Origin of the sequence: Arthrobacter bambusae (genome assembly GCF_022606295.1) — a bacterium.
Lineage (GTDB): Bacteria > Actinomycetota > Actinomycetes > Actinomycetales > Micrococcaceae > Arthrobacter > Arthrobacter bambusae_A.
This window is the reverse complement of the sequence record NZ_JAHHZS010000019.1, coordinates 1-22,061: the sequence shown is the minus strand read 5'-3', so window position 1 is coordinate 22,061 and position 22,061 is coordinate 1. Positions and strand designations below refer to the sequence as shown.

Genomic DNA, 22,061 nt, shown 5'->3' with positions numbered 1-22,061 from the left:
CCGGGCAATGGGCGCCACGTCCAAGAACACCGCCGACTACGAATTCCTCACCGTCTGGCGGGTCGCGGGCACCCCGCGTGAGGTCATGGACATCTTGGGCGACGCCGGAACACTGCCCCGCTGGTGGCCCTCGGTGTACCTGAGGGTTGTTCCGCTCGATCCGGGAAATGCGGACGGTACAGGAAAGGCCTTCTCCCTGCACTCCAAGGGTTGGCTGCCGTACACGCTGCGCTGGAGGTTCACGGTCACCGAACCCATCACGGAGCGCGGTTTCGCGATCGCGGCGAACGGCGACCTGCATGGTACCGGGCGCTGGACTTTCGAACAGGACGGTCCGGAAACGGTGATCACCTATGACTGGCGGGTCAGCACATCAAAACCGCTGCTCCGGCGGCTAAGATGGCTGCTCAAGCCCGCTTTTGCCGCGAATCACCATTGGGCGATGGCCCGCGGCCAGGAGAGTCTCGCCCTTGAATTACGACGACGACGTCCCGGCACGGACCTCTCCAAGGTCCCCCGCCCCGCGCCGCCTACGTTTGCAAGCCGCTACCGTTGGCCAAGGAGTACAACGCATGCCTGATGACAACAAAGACGAAGTCCGCTGGTTGGCGCAGCCCGAGGACCAGGACTATCCGAGCGCGGCCGACTATTTGTCTCTGTTGGAATCCGACGACGTCGTCGCCTCCGTGATCGCGGCGCTCAAGGACGCGCCCATCCAACACCGCAAGGCCAAGGACATTCTCCGGGCCGCGCGTCTAGCGTTGTTGCCCGAGGACAACGCCCACGTGGCCTCGGACCTGAAGAAGATCAAGGAAGGCAAGAAGCTCTCGCCCATCCTCATCGTCAAAGGCGACCTGGCCCGCGGCATTCCCGCGCAGGTGGCCGATGGCTACCATCGGGTGTGCGCGAGCTACTACACGAACGAAAACACCGACATTCCTCTCAAACTGGCTAATGCGCCCCGGTAACCACCGCTAACCAACCGCAACGCCGGTAGAAGGAGGAACGCGTGTCGTTCTTTCAGCTTTCGCTGATCGCCACGGTCGCGCTCCTCGGACCGTTGCTCGCGCTGCCCCGGAAATGGCACCTTCCCGTTGTCCTGGGACAGTTGCTGGCGGGCATCGTCATCGGACGCACAGGCCTGGGCCTGGTTGATTCCTCGGATCCCACCTTCACTTTCGTGGCCGACGTCGGATTCGCCCTCATCATGTTCGTCGCCGGGACGCACGTCCCCGTGCGGGACAAAGCCATCCGTCCCGCCCTGGGCAGCGGCGCCCTGCGCGCCGGCGTCGCCGCGGCGCTGGCCGCCGTCGTCGGGATCGTCATCGCTTTTGCCTTCGGGACCGGACATGCTCCCCTCTATATCGTGCTGCTCGCTTCCTCCTCGGCCGCACTGGTGTTGCCGATCGTCGACTCCCTTCGGCTGGCAGGACCGAAGGTCCTGACGACGACGGCGCAAGTGGCGATCGCTGACATCGCCTGCATTGTGGCGCTTCCGTTGGCCGTCGACCCGCCTAACGCCGGCCGGGCAGCGGTGGGGGCAGCCGTCGTCGCGGTTTGCGCGCTGGCCTTGTTCTTCGTGCTTCGCTGGCTGGAGAACAGCGGCAACCGCGGACGGTTGCATGAAATGTCCGAAGACCGGAAGTTCGCCCTGGAACTGCGGATCCAGCTGGCCCTGCTCTTCGCGCTTTCCGGGCTCGCGGTCCTCGGCCACGTCTCCATCATGCTGGCCGGGTTCTCCTTCGGCCTGGTGGTCTCAGCGGTGGGCGAACCCCGCCGCCTGGCGCACCAGCTCTTCGCCGTGAGCGACGGTTTCCTGGGGCCGGTCTTCTTCGTCTGGCTGGGTGCGTCGCTGGACTTGCGGACCCTCGCGGGCAGCCCGCGGATGATCCTCCTCGGGATCTGCCTTGGCTTTGGAACACTGCTGGTGCACGGAAGCATCCGGGCCCTCGGCCAGCCACTGCCGCTCGCGGTGCTGGCGGCATCCCAATTGGGAGTGCCGGTTGCCGCCGCCACCATCGGCTCCCAATTGCACTTGCTGGAACCGGGAGAAGCCGCGGCGATGATCCTCGGTGCCCTCATCAGCATCGGGGCATGCACCATCGCGGGCTCGAGGGCGGCACGCAGCTTCTCGCAGGCCGCACCGGGTTCGGCAGGCGAGGGGCCAAAACGCGGTGGCCCGGCAAGCAAAGGCCCGGCAGGCAAGCCGTCGGAAGGTGGTCCGGCGATCACTGCGTGATTCCCGCGTACTGCGTCGGGTAACGTCGATGCAGTAGCTGTGCGCCAGGGAAATGAAGGAGTTGCCATGAGCCGGAAGACGAAAAAGCCAAAGACCCGTGGCGGGCATCTCAAGGCAGTGCCTTCGGCCCCCAGAATGCCCTTGCAGTTGGTCCTCAACCATCGCGTAGTCGACTCCTTCACCCCGGATTTCGTTCGCTGGTACGAAAGATTCAGTGACGCCGAAGACGCCCTGCAGTGCTTGCACATAGTCAAACTCTTCATCTCGGCAAGCCACGCGATCAGCGAAGAAAGCTCCGCAACCTGGTTCGACCCCGACAGCTTGGACGACGCAGCCCTTGCCCTTGCGAGCACGCTTGACGAGGCTGATAGCGATGAGGCGCTCGTAGCGATCTTCGATTACTTGCACCTCTACACTGAATTCCTCTTTGAAACTGGCCGCTGGTCCGGGACCGAGGAGGACTACTTCGTCCTCCACATGCTCCTCACCGAAGAAGCTTCCGGGGAATTGGGCCTTCCTGACGACATTCCGGAACTTTCCGACGAAGAGCAGGACCGGGCGTTCCAGGAACTGCCCGTTCTCCAGTTGACCGGACGTTTGCTGGAGTGGCTCGGAGCCGGAAAGGACGTCACCAGCACTGGCGTGCTCCGGCTGAAAGACATTGAAGGTGCTGCCGGAGCGGTAGGAGTGAAAGCCAGAGGGAAAAAGACCGGGAAAAGGCCTCTCCCGGAGGGCGAAGGCGCGGCCGAAGCCGATCCGGAGTCATTTGAAGTCGGCTCCATGCACGAAGTTCCCGTGCTGCGTGAAATCTGGGCCGCGCTGGTGGACATCGATGGCCTGTCGATCGGGTCAACACGTGCCGCACCCGGAGCGGCCGCCGAATCGTGGGACTCCCCAGACCTCGATTCGAGGCTTCAGATCCGGCGTGAGTTCCTCACGGTATTCCTTGCCAGTGCAGTGATGGATTCCGGCGACATGTGGGAGGAAGGTCCCCGGGATAATGCAACCCTGGCCAGGGTACTCCTGAGAGGAGCCACTGGAGAGCCCGTCAGCGTGGACGAACTCAAGAGTGCGGCAGCGAACGAATCGGTGGGCAGCGCATTGCCCACGTTCGAGGCGATCCGGGCGCTCCGCGAGCTCGCCACCCTCGCCGATCTTGGCCTCGTCGACGTGGACACCCACTACACCGTTCCGCCGCCGGTCATCCAGTGTGTGATCCCGGCGCTCGCCCTGGTTCTTGCCATGGAAGACAATTTCGAACCGGGCCCGGTCCACCCTGGCTAGCAACCCCGTCACACGACCCATCCGACGGCAGTCCAGCCACGAACCACCGATAGAATGTCGGGGTTGACCAGCCGGAACTGGGCGGTCCATCACCTGCTGGAACGCTACCGAGGGAGGAACCCGTGCGCTCATCGCCTGCCCGGACCCCCTTCCATGCGTTGCGTTCGGCCGCTCTGGCGGTGGCCATTGTTGCCCTCGCAGCAGGGGCCCACGTCCTCTCCGGCGGCGCGCTTCCCGTCACACCGGTCCTGCTGGCCGTCCTCGCATTGACCGGGCTCGTCACCACGCTTGCTACCCGGTTCAAGCTCGGCTTCCCGGTTATTGCCTTCCTTCTGGGAGCCGGCCAGCTGGTCCTGCACGAAGCATTTATGGCATTCGGTCCGTTCATGGGCCCGGCTCCGGAATCGCCGGCACATCACCTCGCGGCCGAGCACGTTTCGCCGCCGCTGGGAGCCGAAACTGTACATTTTCACGAGGCCGACACTCCCCTCAGCTGGTTGATGTTGACGGGGCATGCCCTCGCGACAGCCGCTTCGGCCTTGCTGCTGGCCAAGGGCGAGCAGGCGCTGTGGCAGCTCGAGGCTTGGCTCCGTCCCCTCCTCCGGCTCATCCGTCTGGTCTTCAGGCCCGACGCCGGCAGCGCAGCTGTTGCGTTCAGCGCACCTGCCGTATTCATCCCCCGCCCGTGGCGGAACCTCAGGCAAGACAGCAGACGCGGCCCGCCCGCCGTCGTCGTACCCTCCTGACTCCGCCCGGCACCGCCTTTAACTGGTGACGGGCATATCCCCGCACTTTGGCGCGCTTTCGCGCGCCCTTTGAAAGGCAACAACCATGAACAAGTCCCCACTCCGCCGTGCCCTTACTGCCACAGCAACCGCCGGCGGGACCGCCGCGCTGATGATGGCCGGGCTCGCGGGCGCATCTGCCCACGTTTCTGTCACCCCGGACAAGACCACGGCCAACTCGTATGCTCTGTTGACCTTCGGTGTCCCGCATGGCTGCGACACTTCGGGCACCACCAAGCTGACCATCAACCTGCCCGAGGAACTGACGGACGCCACGCCCACGGTGAACCCCAACTGGACGGTCGAGAAAGTGACGCAGACGCTGCCCGCGCCCAAGAAGCTGGCCGACGGCACATCAATCACCAAGCGCACCAGCCAGATTGTCTACACGGCCAAGGCTCCACTGGACCCGCACTTGCGCGACGCGCTGGTCCTGTCCGTGAAGCTGCCCGACGCCGCCGGTAAGACGCTCTACTTCCCCACGCTCCAGAACTGCGAGCAGGGGCAGACAAACTGGGCTGAAATCCCGAAGGACGGCCAGGACCCGCACTCGCTCAAGGCTCCAGCGCCGTCAGTGGCCGTCACAGCCGCGGATGCGGCCGCGGGCGATGGTCACGTGGCTGCGTCGATCTCCACAGAGCAAGCTGCCTCGGTGACCGACGACGGCTCACAGGCGCGCAGCTGGGCCGGGCTGATCGCCGGAGTAGCTGGGCTTGGGCTGGGTGGCGCGGCCTTCTTCCGCAGCCGTTCTGCCAAGGCTTCAGTGCCCAAGTAACGAGTCCGGTGGGTGGGCGTCCGGAACATTACGATCCGGACGCCAATCCGGCGCCGCTGCCGCGCCGCAGTTGACTCCGGCAAATGTCGACGAAATGCTGTGCGCATGACGAATATGCGAGTCAAGAACGGTCTCCTGCTCACGATGGCAGCAGCCTCGGTATTCCTGCTCTCCAGCTGTGCCCAAAGCCAAGCCCAGCCCTCGGGCACAGCCGCGCCAAGCGACACGGCTTCGGCCTCGACGTCAACCTCGGCCTCAAGTACTCCGAGCTCCAGCGTCAGCGCCAGCCCATCGAGCTCCGGGACAACGACGGCATCCGGCGTTGCTCTCTGCAAAGCGGGCTCGCTGACGGCTTCTGTCGACTCCACCGGCGGCGGAGCGGCAGGCAGCGTCTACATGAAACTCATCCTGACCAACACCGGCACGGAACCCTGCGTCCTGAATGGTTTCCCGGGTGTCTCACTCACGTCCGGAGCTACAGGCGATCCGATCGGCGCTGCCGCCGCGCGCGACGACTCCCAGCCTGTGACACAAGTGGTTCTCGCTCCAGGGAAGGCCGGTTTCGCCCAACTCCGCTACACCCAGGCGGGCAACTACCCCGAGTGCACCCAGGCCCAGGCCGCGGGGTTCCGGGTCTACCCGCCCGAGGACACCGCTTCGCTTTTCATCCCGCAGCAGCGTACGGCCTGCAGCAACACCAATATCAACCTTTTGAGCGTCCAGGCGTTCCAGGCGGGGTAGCGCTGCTCCTATTCCTGCGCTGTTCCTTGTTGTGTCAGTGCCGTGAGGTTGTGTCAGTGCCGTGAGGCATGATGGAGGAATGCAGGAGCAGGAGCTACCGGGCGGTTCTGGCGACACGGCCATGGACCGCTTCAGCCGTGCCACGCGCGAGTGGTTCCTCGGAGCTTTCTCCGCGCCCACCCCTGCCCAGGACGGTGCATGGAAGGCCATTTCTTCGGGATCGCACGCCTTGGTGGTCGCACCCACCGGTTCCGGCAAGACGCTCGCGGCCTTCCTGTGGGCGCTGGACCGGCTCCTGTCGGTTTCCCCGGCCGCGTCGGCGGACGCCCTCCCGGGGCTTGAGGAAGCTGGCAGCCGCGCCCGCGCCAAAGCCCCCAAGCGCAAGACCCGCGTCCTGTACATCTCACCGCTGAAGGCACTCGGCGTCGACGTCGAACGGAACCTCCGCTCGCCGCTGATCGGCATCACGCAGACCGCCAAACGGCTCGGACTGCCGGCCCCGCTGGTGAGCGTCGGCGTCCGTTCCGGAGATACGACGACGGCGGACCGCCGCGCGCTGCTCAGCCACCCACCGGACATCCTCATCACCACGCCCGAGTCCTTGTTCCTCATGCTGACGTCCAAGGCCCGGGAGACGCTGAGCGAAGTGGACACTGTGATCGTCGACGAGGTCCACGCAGTTGCGGGTACCAAACGCGGCGCGCACCTCGCGGTGTCCTTGGAACGGCTCGATGCTCTGCTGCCGAAGCCCGCCCAGCGGATCGGCCTCTCGGCCACCGTGGAGCCGCGGGAGCTCGTCGCGCAGTTCCTCGCCGGTTCGGCACCCGTGGAAATCGTCGCACCGCCGTCGCACAAGAACTGGAACCTCAGCGTCAGCGTCCCTGTGGAGGACATGTCCGACCTTGCGGGAGCTGCCGGCGCCTTCGACTCCGGGCCGGCCTCCGGACTGCAACCACAAGCCTCCATTTGGCCGCATGTTGAGGAAAAGATCGTTGACCTTGTGCTGTCGAAGCAGTCCACCATTGTGTTTGCCAACTCCCGGCGCCTCGCGGAGCGGCTCACGGCCCGGCTGAACGAGATCTACGCAGAACGCCAGCTCATGGCGGTGGATGTGTTTGCGGCCCCGGCGGATTCGGTGCTGGACTCGGGGCCGCCGTCCTCGACGGCGACACCCGCCCGCATGATGGCGCAGGCCGGAAGCACCAGCGGCGCCGATCCGGTCCTGGCCCGCGCGCACCACGGCTCCGTGTCCAAGGACCAACGCGCACTCATCGAGGACGACCTCAAGTCCGGCCGTCTGCGATGTGTTGTAGCGACGTCGTCGCTGGAACTCGGCATCGACATGGGCGCCGTGGACCTTGTAGTCCAGGTCGAATCGCCGCCGTCGGTGGCCAGCGGACTGCAACGGGTTGGCCGCGCGGGCCACCAGGTGGGCGAAATTTCCGAAGGGGTGCTCTTCCCCAAACACCGGGCAGACCTCGTCCACACCGCCATCACGGTGGAACGGATGCTGGGCGGGAAGATCGAACGCCTCCATGTTCCGGCCAACCCCTTGGACATCCTGGCCCAACAAACGGTCGCCGCCACCGCGCTGGGAAGCATCGACGTCGAGGAATGGTTCGCCACCGTGCGCCGCTCCGCTCCGTTCGCCACCCTGCCACGCTCAGCTTTCGAAGCCACTTTGGATCTCCTGGCTGGCAGGTATCCCTCGGACGAATTCGCCGAGCTCCGGCCGCGCATCATCTGGGACCGGAACGCCGGCACCATCGAAGGCCGGCCCGGGGCACAGCGCCTTGCCGTGACCTCGGGCGGAACCATCCCGGACCGCGGCCTTTTCGGCGTGTACATCATCGGCACGGAAAGCGAAGGGTCCGGGTCCCGTTCGGCCTCCGAGTCCGGCTCCGGCAGGGACGGTGCGGCGTCCGCGCAGGAGCCGAGTCCGGCGTCGCGCGCTGCCAAAGGCGGCCGACGCGTCGGTGAGCTCGACGAGGAAATGGTCTACGAATCCCGGGTAGGTGACGTCTTCGCCCTCGGTGCCACGAGCTGGAAAATCGAGGACATCACGCACGACCGCGTCCTTGTCTCCCCCGCCTTCGGCCAGCCCGGAAAGCTCCCCTTCTGGAAAGGCGATTCCCTCGGCCGGCCGGTGGATCTCGGCCGGGCGCTCGGAGCATTCGTGCGCGAGCTCTCTGCATCGGATCAAGGTCCCGCGCTGGAACGATGCAAGGCCAGCGGGCTGGACGACTTCGCCGCCGGCAACCTGCTCCAGTATCTGGGCGAACAGAAGCAGGCCACGGAGGTCGTCCCCAATGACCGGACGCTGGTGGTCGAACGGTTCCACGACGAACTCGGCGACTGGCGGGTAGTCCTGCACAGCCCCTTCGGCATGCCGGTCCACGCGCCGTGGGCCCTCGCCGTCGGGCAGCGGCTCCAGCAGCGCTACGGTCTGGACGGTTCCGCCATGGCCGCCGACGACGGCATCGTGCTGCGGGTGCCGATGATGGAAGACGAACCTCCCGGAGCGGAGCTGTTCCTCTTTGACCCCGACGAGCTTGAGCAGATCGTGACGGCGGAGGTTGGCGGCAGCGCCTTGTTCGCCTCCCGCTTCCGCGAGTGCGCCGCGCGTGCGCTGTTGTTGCCGCGGCAAAATCCGGCGAAAAGGCAACCGCTTTGGCAGCAAAGGCAACGCTCGGCGCAATTGCTGGATGTCGCCAAGAAATATCCGTCCTTCCCCATCGTGCTCGAGACAGTGCGCGAATGCTTGCAGGACGTCTACGACCTCCCCGCGTTGAAAGACATTGCCGCTTCGATCGAGCGCCGGGAGCTGCGCTTGGTACAGACCACCACCCAGCAGCCGTCCCCGTTCGCCAAGTCGCTGCTCTTTGGCTACGTTGCCCAGTACTTGTATGAGGGCGATTCCCCGCTCGCCGAACGCAGGGCCGCGGCTTTGGCCCTCGACTCCACACTCCTGAACGAGCTCCTGGGCAGGGTGGAACTGCGCGAGCTCCTGGATGCCAAGGTCATTGAGGCTACCGAGCTCGAACTCCAGCGGCTGGCACCGGACCGGCAAGTCCGAGGCGTGGAAGGCGTGGCGGACTTGCTGCGACTGCTCGGCCCCTTGAGTGTCGAAGAAGTGGCCGCCCGTTTGCAGCCCGAAGGAGTGGAGTCTTCCGCGGAACCGGCTGCGGTGAAATCGGCCGCCGAAACGGAGCTGGCTGCGTTGCATCTGGCGGCGCTACGCAAGGCCAACCGCGCCCTCACGGTGACGCTCGGCGGCGTCGAACGATTCGCCGCCATTGAGGACGCGGCCCGGCTCCGGGACGCCATCGGCGTTCCGCTGCCCATGGGTGTGCCTTTGGCGTTCATTGAACCCGTCCATGATCCACTCGGGGATCTGGTCTCCCGTTATGCACGAACCCACGGACCGTTCACGGCCGAGGAGGCCGCCACGAGGCTGGGACTGGGTGTCGCCGTCGTGGGCACAGCACTGAAACGCTTGGCGGCCGACGGGCGTGTGGTGGAGGGCGAGTTCCGTCCGCACCCGAGTGCGCCGGACACGGTGGCCGATGAGGGACCGGAGCTGTTTGAGGCGCCGGAACTCCCGGCCATTCCGCTCCGCGGGATCCCAATGAGTAGCGAGTGGTGCGATTCCGAGGTCCTGCGCAAGCTCCGGCGTCGTTCGCTGGCGGCGTTGCGGGCCGAAGTGGAGCCGGTGGACGCGGCTGCTTACGGGCGCTTCCTGCCGGCCTGGCAAAACGTGTCCGCGCCCTCTTCCGGGGGCCCTGGTTCTTTTGGAGGCAGGGGCGCCTCGGCACTGCGGGGGCTCGACGGCATCATGACGGCCATCGATCAACTCTCCGGCGTGCCCGTTCCGGCGTCGGCCTGGGAACCGTTGGTGCTGGCCAGCCGGATCTCCGACTATCAGCCGGCCATGTTGGATGAGCTCATGGCCGCAGGCGAAGTCTTGTGGTCCGGAGCCGGCTCGCTCCCCGGGAACGACGGCTGGATCAGCCTCCACGTGGCTGAAGCCGCGGAACTGACGCTCAACCCGGATCCTGATTTCGAGCCAGGCGATGCCCAGCTCCGCCTTCTGGAATATCTGCAAGGCGGTGGCGGCGCCTATTTCTTCCGACAACTCACCGAGGTTGCCGGCGGCATGGATGCGGTCCTCAGCGACGACGCCGTGGTCGCCGCCCTGTGGGATCTCGTCTGGGCCGGCCGCATCACGGGAGACACCTTCGCCCCCGTCCGCGCGATGATTGCGGGCGGCCGCACGGCGCACAAGCAGCCGGCCCGGCCGCCGCGTGCCCGGTCGCTGCGGATGAGCAGGCTCGGCCGTTCGCATGGCACGGGCTTGATGGGGTCGCCCGGGCTCACGGGCGGACGCTACGGCTCGGTCTCCGGTACGGCTCCCACTCCTCCGCTCGCCGTCGGCCGCTGGTCGGCTTTGCCGGCACCTGAGGTCGACCCCACCATCCATGCGCGCGGCACCGCCGAACTCCTCCTCGACAGGTACGGCATCGTGACGCGCGGCTCCGTCATGGTGGAGAACATCGTGGGCGGATTCGGGTTGATGTACAAGGTCCTCGCACGCCTCGAAGAAGCCGGGCGGTGCCGCCGCGGCTACTTCATCGAGCACCTCGGAGCAGCCCAGTTCGCCGTTCCGGCAACGGTGGACCGCTTACGTTCCTTCACGGAGGATGCCCAACTCGCCAAGGCCGCGCCTGTCGCTTTGGCCCTTGCATCCACGGATCCCGCCAACCCCTACGGCGCAGCCCTCCCCTGGCCCGCGTTAGCCGTCGACGCAGGATCGGGTCACCGTCCGGGGCGGAAAGCAGGTGCCCTGGTGGTGATGGTCGACGGCGCCTTGGTTTTGTACGTCGAACGCGGCGGGAAGACCCTGCTCACTTTCAGCCATGACGACGACGTCCTGGCGGCTGCCGCTGCCGAGCTCGTCGGAGTTGTGCGGCGAGGAGCGGTAGACAAACTGATCATGGAAAAGGTCAACGGTCATGACCTCTTGGACACCCCCGTGGCATTAGCGCTTGCGGCTGCCGGGGCGTACTCCACGCCGAAGGGATTGAGGATCCGTGCCTGAAGGCGACTCGGTCTGGCGGGCTGCCGCGGAGCTGCATAAAGCCCTTGCCGGGCAAACACTGGTCTCTTCCGATTTCCGGGTACCCAGGTTTGCCACGCTCAACCTGGCCGGATGGACCGTGTCCGAGGTGGTGCCGAGGGGAAAGCACCTGCTCATGCGCTTGGTGGAACCGGCGGACGTTGGGCCCGGACCGGTGGAGGCGGGTTCGGCGGCGGCCGGACCACCCCGCCGCACCCTGACCATCCATTCGCACTTGAAAATGGAGGGAAGCTGGCAGGTCTATGCCCCCGGCGGCCGTTGGAGGAAACCCGGCCACACGGCCAGATGCGTCCTCCGCACGGCGACGGCCGACGTCGTCGGCTTCTCCTTGGGAGTCCTGGAAGTGATCCCGACCCCGGACGAGTCCCGCGCGGTGGGGCATCTGGGCCCGGATCTGCTCGGGCCCGACTGGGACGCGGAAGAGGCTGTTCGTCGGCTCCGGGCCGCACCGGACGCACCGATCGGCGTCGCACTGTTGGACCAGCGGAACCTCGCCGGTATCGGCAATATCTACCGTTGCGAAACGTGTTTCCTGGCCGGGGTGCATCCGGCCACGCCGGTATCGGCCGTACCCGACCTCGCAGGGATGCTCGTGGAAGCCAAGGTCCTGCTCGAGGCCAACTTAGGACCGGGGCGAAGGATCACGCGCGGCACTGCGTTCCCCGGAGTCCGAGGGATTCCCCGCTCCGGCTACTGGGTGTACGGCCGCGAGCACCAACCGTGCCTTCGTTGCCGTACGCCGATTCGCCGCGGGATGCTGGGACCGGCGTCGGGGATGGAGGACCGGACCATCTACTTCTGCCCCGAGTGCCAGCCGGCTCTTTAACTCTGCCCAATCCGCCTGACGACGCGGGAAATCCCCAGCGACACCGGAATTCGGGTGCGTAGGGAAATTCGCGCATCGCCAGGAAGAATCCGCGTCACGGAGCGGCCGGCACCGCTTCGGGAACAGCCAAGGGAGCCTTTACCGGAACTGTGAACAGGGGCAACAACAACTGCACCAGCGGGCCGATGGCCAAGGCGTACACAACGGTTCCGACGCCGACGGAGCCACCCAGCAGCCAACCCACGCCCAGCACAATAACCTCGATCAAGGTCCGGGACAAACGCACCGACCATCCGGTGCGGCGGGCAAGTCCCGTCATGAGTCCGTCGCGGGCGCCCGGGCCAAGGCGTGCGCCGATGTAGCAAGCGGAGGCGATCCCATTGAGGACCACGGCGCCTGCGAGCATGCCGATCTGGCCGCCCAGGTGCGAGAACGCGGGGATCAGGGCCAGTCCGATGTCCGCGAACACGCCCACCAGCACGGCGTTGGCCAGGGTTCCGAAGCCGGGCATCTGCCGCAGCGGTATCCAGAGGAGCAACACAAGGAAGCTGACAACCACCACGACGGTGCCGATGCTCCACCCGATCTTCCCCGCAACGCCCTGGTGGAACACGTCCCAGGGATCCAGGCCAAGGCCAGCCCGGATGAACATGGCCAGGGAGATCCCATACATCGCGAGGCCAATCAGGAGCTGGGTGATTCTGCGGGTTATCATGGAACCATGCTCCCGAAAACTGGCATTGCTTTCCATAGCCAGTTTGCAATACTGGTCTTATGCCCGGATCCCTGAACCCCACAGCCATGCTGCGTCTCCTCGGGGCGTGGAACACCGGCGCCGCTCCCGCCTATCGCGAGCTTGCCGACGTCGTACGCCTTTTGGTGATGGACGGGCGCATCCCGCTCGATGTCGCGCTGCCCAGCGAACGGGCGCTTGCCGTCACCCTGGGCGTCAGCCGGACCACAGTCACCGCCGCCTACGCCAGCCTGCGCGAGCAAGGATTCCTCCGTGGCGGCCAAGGCAGCCGGGGCCGGACGGGCATTCCGCACCGGACGATTCCGGTCAGTGGACCGGGACTGGCCGCTCCGGAGGGGATCCTTGACCTCGCCTACGCTTCGCTGCCGGCCACGGGCGAGGTGGTGCACCGGGCATTCGCCGACGCGTTGATCGACCTCCCGGCACTGTTGCCCGGTTTTGGCTACGACGCAGTGGGCCTCCCGCCGCTCCGGGAGGCCATCGCGGACCGCTACACGGCAGCCGGCATCCCCACAACGGCCGCACAGATACTGGTGACCTCGGGAGCCCAGCATGCACTGAACATCATCTTGAGGACCCTCGCCGGGCGGCAGCAGAAGGTCCTCGTGGAGCATCCCAGCTACCCCAACGCGCTCGACGCGATCCGCGCTTCGGGCTCCCGCACGGTACCGGTGCCCATGCCGCCTGTCGCGGAGCCGGCGTCGGGCGGTGGCGTCAAGCCGGCGTCGGGCGGTGGCGTCGAGCCGGCGTCGGGCGGTGGCGTCGAGCCGGCGTCGGGCGGCTGGGATATCGACGGGATGGTGGCGGCAATGCGCCACCAACGCCCGGCCATGGCCTACCTCGTTCCGGACTTCCACAACCCCACCGGGCGGATCATGTCCAATCTTCAGCGGCGCCGCCTGGTGCGTGAGGCGGCGGGGACGGGCACCGTCCTCGTAGTGGACGAGACGCTCCGGGAGCTAAACCTCGACGCCGTCAATACCTCGCCGCTCTCGGCATTCAGTCCCGCCGTGGTGACCATCGGTTCGCTCAGCAAATCACATTGGGCCGGGCTCCGGACGGGGTGGATCCGCGCAGATGAGGACTCGATCAGTCGCTTCGTGCAGACCCGGACCACGATGGATCTTGGTGGGCCCGTCGTCGAGCAGTTGGCTGCGGCCCGGTTGCTCAGGGCCTTCGCCGAACCATTGGACGCCCGGCTAGCGGAGCTGCGGCAGAACCGGGAAGCGCTCCTCGGACTACTGGCCGAGCACCTGCCCGATTGGCACGTGGAACGTCCGCGCGGCGGGCTGACAGCATGGTGCAGGCTGCCCACGCCGTCGAGCACGGCGCTCACCGTCGTCGCCCCGGACTTCGGCGTCCGGCTGGCAGCCGGGCCGCGCTTCGGCGTCGGAGGGGCTTTCGAACATTTCATGCGCGTCCCGTACACGCTGGCCCCGGCCCAACTCGAGACGGCGGTGCTGGCACTGCGCGATGCCCAAGCGCGGATCGACGCCTCACCGCAGCTCCGGACCACCCTGAAGGCGCCCAAGGAACCCGCCGCGGTCGCCTAAATCCCGCGTCTCCCCCAACTAGCTCGCATTCGTTGTCGTTTTGAAGGCTCAGAACGACATTTATTGCGAGTCAGTTGGGTCGCCCGGAGCCCATGCGCTGCTTGGCGGTGTTGCTGCCGGGACCGACCGGGACATGCGAGGTGGCTTTGGCCAGGCCAAACTGCGGCATGCCGTTGTACACCACCTCGATTCCCGACGCCGGCACCTGATAGGTCTCGTGCCACACGCCGATGTCACCACTTCCCGAGACTTCCTTCATGAAACGTCGCCACGGCCCCAAATGCGGCGAATCCCCGTCCGCGGCGAAGCGCCTGAGATGCTCTGGGCTCTCCCAATAGCTGAGCAACATGGTGGTGCGCCCGAGCCACTGTTCGCAGCCGAGCATCCCGGACTCCGTATGCTCGGCGAGATGGCGGAGCATGGTGGGCATCGCCGAGGCCACGCGAGCCACCTTGCCGATCTTCCACCAACGGTTGGCCCGCATTCCGATAAGGAATACGGTCACCGACTCGCGCCCGGTGTCCGCCGTGAAGCGTCCGGGGAAGATTTCCTGTGCCATCTGAATCCTTCGGTCTGGGAGCGGTAGCTCAAGTTCCGCTGGTCAAGTTTCATAACGTCGTTACGAAACAATGTTATGAAACACTTGATGGCATGGCAAGACCCATCGTTCATGACCAGCTCGTCCGGCAGCGGCTCCTTCAGGTAACCGCCGAGCTCGTGGACCGGGATGGTCCCGCGCGAGTCACGCTCCGGGACGTTGCCGCGGCAGCCCAGACCTCAACGACGGCGATCTACTCGCTTTTCGGAGGCAAGGCCCAGTTGCTGACGGCCGCCGTCGATGACGGATTCCGCTCTTTCGGCGACTCGCAGCGGCTCGCCGAAAGCGGCGGCCTCCGAGACCTGGGCCGCGCCTACCGCTCCTGGGCGCTGGAACACCCGGCCTTGTATCGGCTCATGTTTGGCGGCACCCTCGCCGGCTATGTGGACTGCAGCCCGACGCCGGCAGTCGCCTCGGAAGCCATGCTTCCGCTGGTGGAAGCCGTGAATGCCGCACAGGAAACGGGGACTATTCGCCGCGATGATGCCGCAACGATCGCCATGTCCATCTGGGGGCAGGTCCACGGACTGGTGAGCCTGGAATTGGCGAACATGAATGACTCCGGAACCGATTGGGAAGGGATCTACGCCGCGGCGTTGGATGCGGTGGCGCGCGGCTGGCAATGACGCCCGAATTGCCCTGCGACGCGCAAAAGGCCTGGCGACCACGGAATTCCGGGGTCGCCAGGCCATTTGCGCGTCGGCGCGTTCTACGCGTCGGAGGACTTAGGCGTACACCGTCTCCAGGAACCCGCCCCAGGCCTTGGCGGTCAGTTCGGAATCGCCGCTGCCGCTGAAATCGTGCACCGTCATGCCCACGGGGGCTCCGAAGGAGTGGCGGCCGAAGAAGCGGTACAGCGTGTCGGCGGTCCGCAGGCCCAGGAAGTGCTGGTTGGAGAAGTCGAGCTCTCCGCTCAGCCGCCCCACGCCGTCGACGTCCACCTGAACCGTTGAAGCCTGCGCAATACCGTCCACGCCGAGCGCTTTCTTCAGCTTCACGAAACCGTCGGGCGTCTGCGAGGCCGCCGGACCCTGGATGTCGGTGAAGACCACAGGCTTGCCGTCGAAGTACTGAAGGTACTGGCCCAGGGTGTGCAGGTAGAACTCGGTGTGCTTGCTGGCGCCGTCGTACTGCCCCTCCCAGTTGTCCGCGAAGATGCCACTGTGGACATAGTGCAGCTTGGCCCGGCCGCCGTCGAGCGGTTCGAGTACGTGCTCGAGCTGGTTGAACCAGCCGTCCGGCCCCTCCATCCGGGTCACGAGGTGGGTGGGGTATTCGTCGACGGTTTTCACGGCCGGCCACTGATCGGTGGGGAACATCCAGGCCGAGGTGTCCTGGGTGACAGCCTGCCAGACCCGTTCAGGAGTGCCGGGCAGTTCGGTGTCGGCCACGATTTCGAATTCACGGTTGTCAGTCATTGTCCTGTTCCTTTTCTGGAGAGTGCTGCGTGTTTGTCTTGAGCGCGGGATGAAGTACGACGACGAGCCGGTGCTTGCGCGCGCCGCTCGCCACCGCGGCAGCTCCGCCGTCGTGGTACTTACCCACGAGCCGGGTCACCGCGACGCCGAGCTCCTCGGCAAAAGCGGCGCGGTCCGACGCCGAGCGGAAGGTGATCTCGCCGTCGATCGCGAAGCTCGCAAGCGTCTTCTTGGCCGCTGCGGCGCCTGCTATCAGCTTGCCCATCTCCTGGACGGTCCGGGCCGCGAGGGCCAGGAGCCAGAAAGCGGAAAAGCGGTCCGAGAAGCGTCGGGGATCCGGCGCCACGGATGCAAGCGCCACCGGCGAGATCAGGTACGACGCCGCCGTCGCGCGCAAAACGCGTTCGGTGACGTTGCCCTTCTTCCGTTCCTCGACAAGTTCGACGAGCCCATGCCGCTCGAGGGCCTTGAGGTGGTAGTTGACTTTCTGCCGGGGGAGGCCCACTTTGACCGCCAGCTGCGTGGCGGAACCGGGCTCGACAAGCTCCTGCAGAATACGGGTGCGGATCGGGTCCAACGACGCTTCCGCCGCGGCGGGATCCTCGATCACTTCGATGTCCAACATGCTTCCATTCTGGCCACCGACAACTTTTATTGTCAAGAACTATTTTATCGTCGGAGGATGGCGCGGCTCGGTCATTGGGCGTCATGCGAGCCTGTACCGCTGCGGTCAGCGAAGGAGTACCCTGCGGGTATCACCGTTCGTGAGGTGCAAGATGAGGTTCAATAGTCCGCCCGCTGAGTCCGGAGCCGACCGGCCAGTCAGGCGTCGCAGGCGGCGGATCCGGGCCTGGGCCTCACGGCGTCCGGGCCTCGCTGCCTTGTCCATCGTCGGGGTCATCGCGATTGTTGGCGCCGCCGTCTTTTTCGGCGCATTCTGGTCCACGTCATGGGTGGCGGTCAGCACACCCGCTGCAGCCGGAGCCGCGGCAGGCACCTCGGCGGATACCGGCATCTCGAAGATCCAGCATGTCATCGTCATCATGCAGGAGAACCGCTCGTTCGACAGCTACTTCGGCACGTTCCCCGGAGCGGACGGGATTCCGATGCAGAACGGATCCCCGGCGGTGTGCGTCCCGGATCCGGCCCACGGCGCGTGCGTGAAACCTTACTACGACCCCTCTGACCGGAACTCCGGCGGCCCGCACAGCCAGAACAACGCGACGGCGGACGTCGACGGCGGGAAAATGGACGGCTTCATCGCCCAAGCCGAGAAAGCCGCAAGCAATTGCGCACCCAATGCCCCAGGCTGCGCGGGCGGAACGCAAAGCGATGTCATGGGCTACCACGATGCGCGCGACATCCCCAACTACTGGGCGTATGCCAAAGACTTCACGTTGCAGGACCATATGTTCGAACCCAACGCATCCTGGAGCCTTCCCGCGCACCTGTACATGGTCTCGGAATGGTCGGCCAAATGCAGCCGGGCGGGCGATCCGCAATCCTGCGTGAACGCCCTCCAGAATCCGGGCAGCCCGCCGGACTTCACCTCCGCGATCCAGTCCACCATCATCGGCAAATGCCGGGCCGGCCTGCAGAACACGGCCTGCAAGGACGCGCTCGCCGCGGCCGGGATCACCCCGGACATTGCCGCCCAACTGCACACCATCATCACGAAAAACTGCGCCGGCTCGGACTCCTATACGAGTTGCCAGGCCGCGATCGACAAAGCAACACTCCCCGACGCGCTCAAGCAAAAGCTCCTGGCCGCCGCCAAGCTCCTTGCTCCACCTGACTACGCCTGGACGGACCTGACCTACCTGCTGCACAAACAGAACGTGCCCTGGGCCTACTACGTCTTCAACGGCACCGAGCCGGACTGCCAAGACGACGCAGCCATGACCTGCGCTCCCGTGGCGCAGAACGCGAAGACACCGGGCATCTGGAATCCGCTACCCTACTTCGACACCGTGAAGCAGGACGGCCAGCTCGGCAACATCCAGTCCCTCAGCAACTTCTACACCGCAGCCAAAAAAGGCACCTTGCCCGCTGTGAGCTGGATCGACCCCACCGGAGCCGTCAGCGAACACCCGCCGGCGCTAGTCAGCACCGGTCAGGCCTACGTTACGGGCCTCATCAATGCAGTCATGTCGGGCCCGGATTGGAACAGCACCGCCATTTTCCTCTCGTGGGATGACTGGGGCGGTTTCTACGACCACGTCACCCCGCCCACCGTGGACCAAAACGGCTACGGCCTCCGGGTCCCGGGAATCGTCATCAGCCCCTACGCCAAACAGGGCAACATCGACCACCAAGTCCTCAGCCACGACGCCTACGCCAAGTTCATCGAAGACGATTTCCTCCACGGCCAACGCCTCGACCCGGCCACCGACGGACGCCCCGATCCGCGGCCCGGCGTCCGTGAGGACAACCCCCAGCTCGGCAATTTGGTGAACGACTTCAACTTCGACCAGCAACCCCTCAAACCCGTCACCTTGCCCGGCGGCACAACGTATTAGGTGTTTGGGCCCCGGGGCCGCCCTTGTTGCGGCCCCGGTAGAATAGACCGGTGATGCAATCCCCCCTTCCAGTGCGCGACGGCGTCAACGCCACCCGCCTGCGCCTCCCGGACGAGGGACCTTGGGACACCGCGATGGACTACATGATGCACCGCTGGGGACATATCGACCCCCAGGGCATCGAAGACAGGTTCGACGCCGGCGAAATCGTCGGCGAGGGCGGCGCGCCCCTTGACCGCTGCACTCCCCTCGAAGAGCACACCTTCATTTGGTACTACCGCACCCTCCCGCCGGAGACGCGGATGCCAGTGGAGATCAGCATCCTGCACCAAGACGAGCATCTCCTTGTCGTCGACAAGCCGCATTTCCTGCCCACCACCCCGGGCGGCACGTACATCCAGGAGTCCGCGCTCGTCCGGCTCCGGAACCAGCTCGACCTGCCGGACCTCATCCCGATGCACCGGCTCGACCGTATGACCGCCGGAGTGTTGCTGCTTTCCACCAATCCGGAGACCCGCGGCAAGTACCAGGTGCTCTTCGAAAAACGGCAGGTGCAAAAGGAGTACGAGTGTGTCTCCGCCGCCGCACCCGCCGCGGGCTTTCCCGCCGTCGAGCTCCCCGCCGTCGTGCGCAACCGCATGACCAAATCCCGGAGCTACCTCCTCGCCGAAGTGATCGACGGCGAACCCAACGCGGAGACCCGCATTGAGCTGCTGAAAACGTTCGACGGCGGCACTCACGACGGCGGCACCACTCGCCGGGCGCTGTACCGCCTTGAGCCCCACACCGGCAAGACCCACCAGCTTCGCGTGCACATGGCCTCGCTCGGGCTCGGGATCGTGAACGACGCGTTCTACCCCGAACTCCTGGACAAGGCCCCGGACGACTACTCCAAGCCCCTGCAGTTGTTGGCCCGCGGCATCCGCTTCGTTGATCCCATCAGCAAGCAACCTGTGGAGTACCGCAGCCGCCTTCAGTTGAGCGAAGCCCTCCCCGCCTAACGCCCGCTCACTTATGGCGCCCTTTCCCCAAACCCTCGCTCACATATGGCGCCCTTCCCCCAAACCCTCGCTCACCCAAGCTGGGGAACATGTCCACCTTGTGGTTACGTGAGCGAGGGTGCGGCCAAACAGCCACATAGCTGAGCGGGCGTGCGGCCAAACACCCACATACGTGAGCGGGCGTCGGGCGCCCCGGGCCGCGGCGGCGAAACAATGGCGCGTTCAACAATGCCGACGGGACCGGGCGTATATGCTCGGTTTTGCCGGCCCAAAGACCGCGGGCGGTGTTCGGTCTCGCGAAAAGGAACCACATGGCCCACGCTGAAAACGAAGTCTCGATCAACCGCCCCGCAAACGACGTCTACGCCTTCCTGGCGGACGGGCTGAACAACAAGCTGTGGCGTCCGGGTGTGAAGACTGTCGCCCTCGCAAGCGGAGAAGCAGGCAACAAGGGTGCTGTTTACTCCCAGACGATGGCAGGCCCCGGTGGCCGCACGATCGCCGGCGACTATGAGGTCATCGCGGCCCAGCCGGGCAAGCGACTCGATTTCCAGGTCATTGCCGGCCCGGCCCGCCCAACGGGGTCCTTCACCCTGAACGAGAACGACGGCGGCACGACCGTACGCTTTGCCTTGGACCTCCAGCCCAAGGGCTTCATGAAGCTCATGGGTTCGATGATCACCAAGACCATGGAGTCGGAAGTCGGCCAGCTCGCGCAGCTGAAGTCCGTGCTTGAGGCGCAGTCCGCCTGACGCCACCCGCGAAAGCCCGCCCGCGAAAGTCCGCGCGCTTCCCTTACTCTCCCGAAGCCCCGAACACGCTCCGGAATACCTCCGTCGTCTCTGCGCCGAACAACACAAATTCGACGAGTTCCAGCTCGCTGGAGCTTACGGCGTCGAACGCTACAGTGGCGACTTCGCGCGGGTCCCAGCCGTAGACCCCTGCGCTGATTGCGGGAAACGCGACGGAACCCGCCCCGAGGGAGGCCGCCACTTTCAGGCTTTCGCGGAAACAAGAAGCGAGCAGTTCCGGATCGTTCTGGCCCGCGTGCCGGTTGGGGCCAACGGTGTGGATCACCCACCGTGCAGGCAATTTGAACCCGGGGGTGGCCACAGCCTGGCCCACTGGCAGTCCGTGCGGATACCCCTCCCGCACCTCCATGCACGCTGCCAGGAGCTGTCTGCCAGCCGCGCGATGGATGGCACCGTCCACTCCGCCGCCGCCCATCAACGACGAGTTGGCGGCGTTGACGATCGCGTCGACGTCGCGCGTGGTGATGTCACCTTGCAGGATTTCGAGCCGCATGGCGCTAGTCTTGCACGGCGCTCCGGCGGACGCACCAAAGTGGGGTAATTTGTGGCCATGGACATCACCACCGCTGAAGGCTGGGGGGCAGCGATCTATGTCTGGATCATCCCCATGGTGGTGGGCAACGCGATCTTGCCGCCCATACCGTCCGGGATGCTGGTGATCACCGGTGGGGCTCTGGCCGCGGAGGGCCGCGTCAACCCGTGGCTCTTGGGTTTGTTGGCCGCCGGCGCGTCGTGGCTGGGCGACATCCTCGTTTTCCAGCTCTTCAAGCGCCGTCTGGGACATGTCCTGGACCGCTGGTCTTGGGGCCGCAAAGTCCACCGGGGCATCCATCAGGCCATCGCCAAGGCCGGCCGCTCCTCCACTTATGGCGGGATTATCGGCGGCCGGTTCATTTTGGGAGGCCGGCTTGCGGCATCGGCGGCTGCGGGAATTGCCGACGTTTCCTCGCGCGGGTTCAGTCTCTGCGCTGGCTTGGGCGGGCTGTTGTGGGCCGCGTGGCAGATAGAACTGGGCTATTTGGCCGGTTCGACGACGAAGCTTCCCTTCTGGGCGAGCTCACTGATCGGCGTCGGCGTGGGGCTGCTGATCGGCATCGTGGTTGGCGTGCTCGTCACCCGTCGCCGAGGCGACCGCTCGCCAGTGGACGAGCCGGGCGAGCCGCCGCACCTTTAGGCGCGTCCCGCCGTCGGGCTCAAACCGGCGACCATTTCCCCCGCTGGCGGCGCAGCACGTAAAGGTTCCCTGTGAGTGCTACGCGCTCGACGGCGTCACGCATCATGGCTGCCGACGCGCGGGCCTCGCTGTTCTCACCTAAGTAGTCGCGCGGCTCCACCAGGAAGCGGAGGCTGATCTGGGCGACGCCGCCAACAATGTCCAGATGCTTGGATTCCACGTGGTGCCGGGTTTCCAAGGCCTCGAGCGCAGCGGCCATGACCGATTCCGGCGGATTGCCCGGCTTGAGCCCGGTGATCTTCAACTTGGTCTGGAACGACGGCATCCCTCAACCCTAAACGCTCGCTCACAAACAAGCCCTCCCGGCCCGACGCCCGCTCACATGAGTGAGCGAGGGTTTCCAAAAGCACCCACATAAGTGAGCGAGCGTCGGAAGGGAAGCGAA

Annotated in this window: 21 protein-coding genes; 15 read left to right on the top strand and 6 right to left on the bottom strand. The window is 65.8% G+C overall.

Going from position 1 to position 22,061, the window contains the following annotated elements:
• Positions 1–7: 7 nt before the first annotated feature.
• The 9 genes from KNN17_RS13975 to KNN17_RS13935 all read left to right on the top strand — a co-directional run bounded on the left by KNN17_RS13975 (position 8) and on the right by KNN17_RS13935 (position 11,787).
• The gene (locus KNN17_RS13975) at positions 8–580 is read left to right on the top strand and encodes an SRPBCC family protein (protein ID WP_078106665.1); all 573 of its coding nucleotides are present in this window, start codon (positions 8–10) and stop codon (positions 578–580) included.
• Positions 573–968: a hypothetical protein gene (locus tag KNN17_RS13970; protein WP_078106666.1), complete on the top strand. Its 396-nt coding sequence runs from the start codon at positions 573–575 to the stop codon at positions 966–968. The genes KNN17_RS13975 and KNN17_RS13970 overlap by 8 nt, the downstream gene beginning before the upstream one ends.
• A gap of 41 nt (positions 969–1,009) precedes the next feature.
• The gene (locus KNN17_RS13965) at positions 1,010–2,239 is read left to right on the top strand and encodes a cation:proton antiporter (RefSeq protein ID WP_241709641.1); all 1,230 of its coding nucleotides are present in this window, start codon (positions 1,010–1,012) and stop codon (positions 2,237–2,239) included.
• 66 nt (positions 2,240–2,305) lie between these two features.
• Positions 2,306–3,523 (top strand): hypothetical protein, encoded by a 1,218-nt coding sequence (locus tag KNN17_RS13960; protein WP_241709640.1) that lies wholly within the window; start codon positions 2,306–2,308, stop codon positions 3,521–3,523.
• A 122-nt stretch (positions 3,524–3,645) separates the two neighbouring features.
• Positions 3,646–4,269: a hypothetical protein gene (locus KNN17_RS13955; RefSeq protein WP_241709639.1), complete on the top strand. Its 624-nt coding sequence runs from the start codon at positions 3,646–3,648 to the stop codon at positions 4,267–4,269.
• Positions 4,270–4,354: 85 nt separating this feature from the next.
• Positions 4,355–5,083: a YcnI family copper-binding membrane protein gene (locus KNN17_RS13950; protein WP_241709638.1), complete on the top strand. Its 729-nt coding sequence runs from the start codon at positions 4,355–4,357 to the stop codon at positions 5,081–5,083.
• A 105-nt stretch (positions 5,084–5,188) separates the two neighbouring features.
• Entirely contained in the window at positions 5,189–5,824 is a 636-nt protein-coding gene (locus KNN17_RS13945; protein WP_078106671.1) for a DUF4232 domain-containing protein, read from the top strand.
• A gap of 79 nt (positions 5,825–5,903) precedes the next feature.
• Complete coding sequence (locus tag KNN17_RS13940) at positions 5,904–10,922, top strand: DNA glycosylase AlkZ-like family protein (protein WP_241709637.1); 5,019 nt, start codon at positions 5,904–5,906, stop codon at positions 10,920–10,922.
• A complete protein-coding gene (locus tag KNN17_RS13935; protein WP_241709636.1) occupies positions 10,915–11,787 on the top strand; it encodes an Fpg/Nei family DNA glycosylase in 873 nt (290 codons plus the stop codon). Before KNN17_RS13940 ends, KNN17_RS13935 begins: the two co-directional genes overlap by 8 nt.
• A 94-nt stretch (positions 11,788–11,881) precedes the next feature.
• Here the strand turns inward: KNN17_RS13935 and yczE are convergent, their stop codons facing one another.
• Positions 11,882–12,502, bottom strand: coding sequence for a membrane protein YczE (gene yczE / locus KNN17_RS13930; RefSeq protein WP_241709635.1), 621 nt, complete (start codon positions 12,500–12,502; stop codon positions 11,882–11,884).
• 59 nt (positions 12,503–12,561) lie between these two features.
• Between yczE and yczR the strand changes: the two genes are divergently transcribed.
• Positions 12,562–14,094, top strand: coding sequence for a MocR-like transcription factor YczR (gene yczR / locus KNN17_RS13925; RefSeq protein WP_241709634.1), 1,533 nt, complete (start codon positions 12,562–12,564; stop codon positions 14,092–14,094).
• Between the two features lie 70 nt (positions 14,095–14,164).
• Here yczR and KNN17_RS13920 read toward each other — a convergent pair whose 3' ends face one another.
• Complete coding sequence (locus tag KNN17_RS13920) at positions 14,165–14,653, bottom strand: DUF4188 domain-containing protein (RefSeq protein WP_241709633.1); 489 nt, start codon at positions 14,651–14,653, stop codon at positions 14,165–14,167.
• 92 nt (positions 14,654–14,745) lie between these two features.
• Between KNN17_RS13920 and KNN17_RS13915 the strand changes: the two genes are divergently transcribed.
• Entirely contained in the window at positions 14,746–15,318 is a 573-nt protein-coding gene (locus tag KNN17_RS13915) for a TetR-like C-terminal domain-containing protein (protein WP_241709632.1), read from the top strand.
• A 99-nt stretch (positions 15,319–15,417) separates the two neighbouring features.
• On the opposite strand, the gene KNN17_RS13910 is transcribed toward KNN17_RS13915, so the two are convergent.
• Both KNN17_RS13910 and KNN17_RS13905 read right to left on the bottom strand, forming a co-directional pair.
• Positions 15,418–16,110: an SRPBCC family protein gene (locus KNN17_RS13910; protein WP_241709631.1), complete on the bottom strand. Its 693-nt coding sequence runs from the start codon at positions 16,108–16,110 to the stop codon at positions 15,418–15,420.
• Positions 16,103–16,735: a winged helix-turn-helix domain-containing protein gene (locus KNN17_RS13905; protein ID WP_241709630.1), complete on the bottom strand. Its 633-nt coding sequence runs from the start codon at positions 16,733–16,735 to the stop codon at positions 16,103–16,105. Before KNN17_RS13905 ends, KNN17_RS13910 begins: the two co-directional genes overlap by 8 nt.
• 151 nt (positions 16,736–16,886) lie before the next feature.
• On the opposite strand from KNN17_RS13905, the gene KNN17_RS13900 reads away from it, so the two are divergent.
• From KNN17_RS13900 to KNN17_RS13890, 3 genes are all read left to right on the top strand, one after another.
• Complete coding sequence (locus KNN17_RS13900) at positions 16,887–18,629, top strand: alkaline phosphatase family protein (protein ID WP_241709629.1); 1,743 nt, start codon at positions 16,887–16,889, stop codon at positions 18,627–18,629.
• A gap of 53 nt (positions 18,630–18,682) precedes the next feature.
• Positions 18,683–19,630, top strand: coding sequence for an RluA family pseudouridine synthase (locus tag KNN17_RS13895; RefSeq protein ID WP_241709703.1), 948 nt, complete (start codon positions 18,683–18,685; stop codon positions 19,628–19,630).
• A gap of 311 nt (positions 19,631–19,941) precedes the next feature.
• Complete coding sequence (locus KNN17_RS13890; RefSeq protein ID WP_241709628.1) at positions 19,942–20,382, top strand: SRPBCC family protein; 441 nt, start codon at positions 19,942–19,944, stop codon at positions 20,380–20,382.
• A gap of 43 nt (positions 20,383–20,425) precedes the next feature.
• Here KNN17_RS13890 and KNN17_RS13885 read toward each other — a convergent pair whose 3' ends face one another.
• Entirely contained in the window at positions 20,426–20,935 is a 510-nt protein-coding gene (locus KNN17_RS13885; RefSeq protein WP_241709627.1) for an O-acetyl-ADP-ribose deacetylase, read from the bottom strand.
• A gap of 57 nt (positions 20,936–20,992) precedes the next feature.
• On the opposite strand from KNN17_RS13885, the gene KNN17_RS13880 reads away from it, so the two are divergent.
• Positions 20,993–21,616: a DedA family protein gene (locus KNN17_RS13880; protein ID WP_241709626.1), complete on the top strand. Its 624-nt coding sequence runs from the start codon at positions 20,993–20,995 to the stop codon at positions 21,614–21,616.
• Between the two features lie 19 nt (positions 21,617–21,635).
• Here KNN17_RS13880 and KNN17_RS13875 read toward each other — a convergent pair whose 3' ends face one another.
• The gene (locus KNN17_RS13875) at positions 21,636–21,941 is read right to left on the bottom strand and encodes a hypothetical protein (RefSeq protein WP_241709625.1); all 306 of its coding nucleotides are present in this window, start codon (positions 21,939–21,941) and stop codon (positions 21,636–21,638) included.
• Positions 21,942–22,061: the final 120 nt, after the last annotated feature.

Excerpts from the sequence above, each read along its gene's own strand:
- KNN17_RS13975 (WP_078106665.1), top strand. The coding sequence starts at position 8 with ATGGGCGCCACGTCCAAGAACACCGCCGACTACGAATTCCTCACCGTC.
- KNN17_RS13970 (WP_078106666.1), top strand. The coding sequence starts at position 573 with ATGCCTGATGACAACAAAGACGAAGTCCGCTGGTTGGCGCAGCCCGAG.
- KNN17_RS13960 (WP_241709640.1), top strand. The coding sequence starts at position 2,306 with ATGAGCCGGAAGACGAAAAAGCCAAAGACCCGTGGCGGGCATCTCAAG.
- KNN17_RS13950 (WP_241709638.1), top strand. The coding sequence starts at position 4,355 with ATGAACAAGTCCCCACTCCGCCGTGCCCTTACTGCCACAGCAACCGCC.
- KNN17_RS13945 (WP_078106671.1), top strand. The coding sequence starts at position 5,189 with ATGACGAATATGCGAGTCAAGAACGGTCTCCTGCTCACGATGGCAGCA.
- KNN17_RS13940 (WP_241709637.1), top strand. The coding sequence starts at position 5,904 with ATGCAGGAGCAGGAGCTACCGGGCGGTTCTGGCGACACGGCCATGGAC.
- yczE (WP_241709635.1), bottom strand. The coding sequence starts at position 12,502 with ATGATAACCCGCAGAATCACCCAGCTCCTGATTGGCCTCGCGATGTAT.
- yczR (WP_241709634.1), top strand. The coding sequence starts at position 12,562 with ATGCCCGGATCCCTGAACCCCACAGCCATGCTGCGTCTCCTCGGGGCG.
- KNN17_RS13920 (WP_241709633.1), bottom strand. The coding sequence starts at position 14,653 with ATGGCACAGGAAATCTTCCCCGGACGCTTCACGGCGGACACCGGGCGC.
- KNN17_RS13915 (WP_241709632.1), top strand. The coding sequence starts at position 14,746 with ATGGCAAGACCCATCGTTCATGACCAGCTCGTCCGGCAGCGGCTCCTT.
- KNN17_RS13910 (WP_241709631.1), bottom strand. The coding sequence starts at position 16,110 with ATGACTGACAACCGTGAATTCGAAATCGTGGCCGACACCGAACTGCCC.
- KNN17_RS13905 (WP_241709630.1), bottom strand. The coding sequence starts at position 16,735 with ATGTTGGACATCGAAGTGATCGAGGATCCCGCCGCGGCGGAAGCGTCG.
- KNN17_RS13900 (WP_241709629.1), top strand. The coding sequence starts at position 16,887 with ATGAGGTTCAATAGTCCGCCCGCTGAGTCCGGAGCCGACCGGCCAGTC.
- KNN17_RS13895 (WP_241709703.1), top strand. The coding sequence starts at position 18,683 with ATGCAATCCCCCCTTCCAGTGCGCGACGGCGTCAACGCCACCCGCCTG.
- KNN17_RS13890 (WP_241709628.1), top strand. The coding sequence starts at position 19,942 with ATGGCCCACGCTGAAAACGAAGTCTCGATCAACCGCCCCGCAAACGAC.
- KNN17_RS13885 (WP_241709627.1), bottom strand. The coding sequence starts at position 20,935 with ATGCGGCTCGAAATCCTGCAAGGTGACATCACCACGCGCGACGTCGAC.
- KNN17_RS13880 (WP_241709626.1), top strand. The coding sequence starts at position 20,993 with ATGGACATCACCACCGCTGAAGGCTGGGGGGCAGCGATCTATGTCTGG.
- KNN17_RS13875 (WP_241709625.1), bottom strand. The coding sequence starts at position 21,941 with ATGCCGTCGTTCCAGACCAAGTTGAAGATCACCGGGCTCAAGCCGGGC.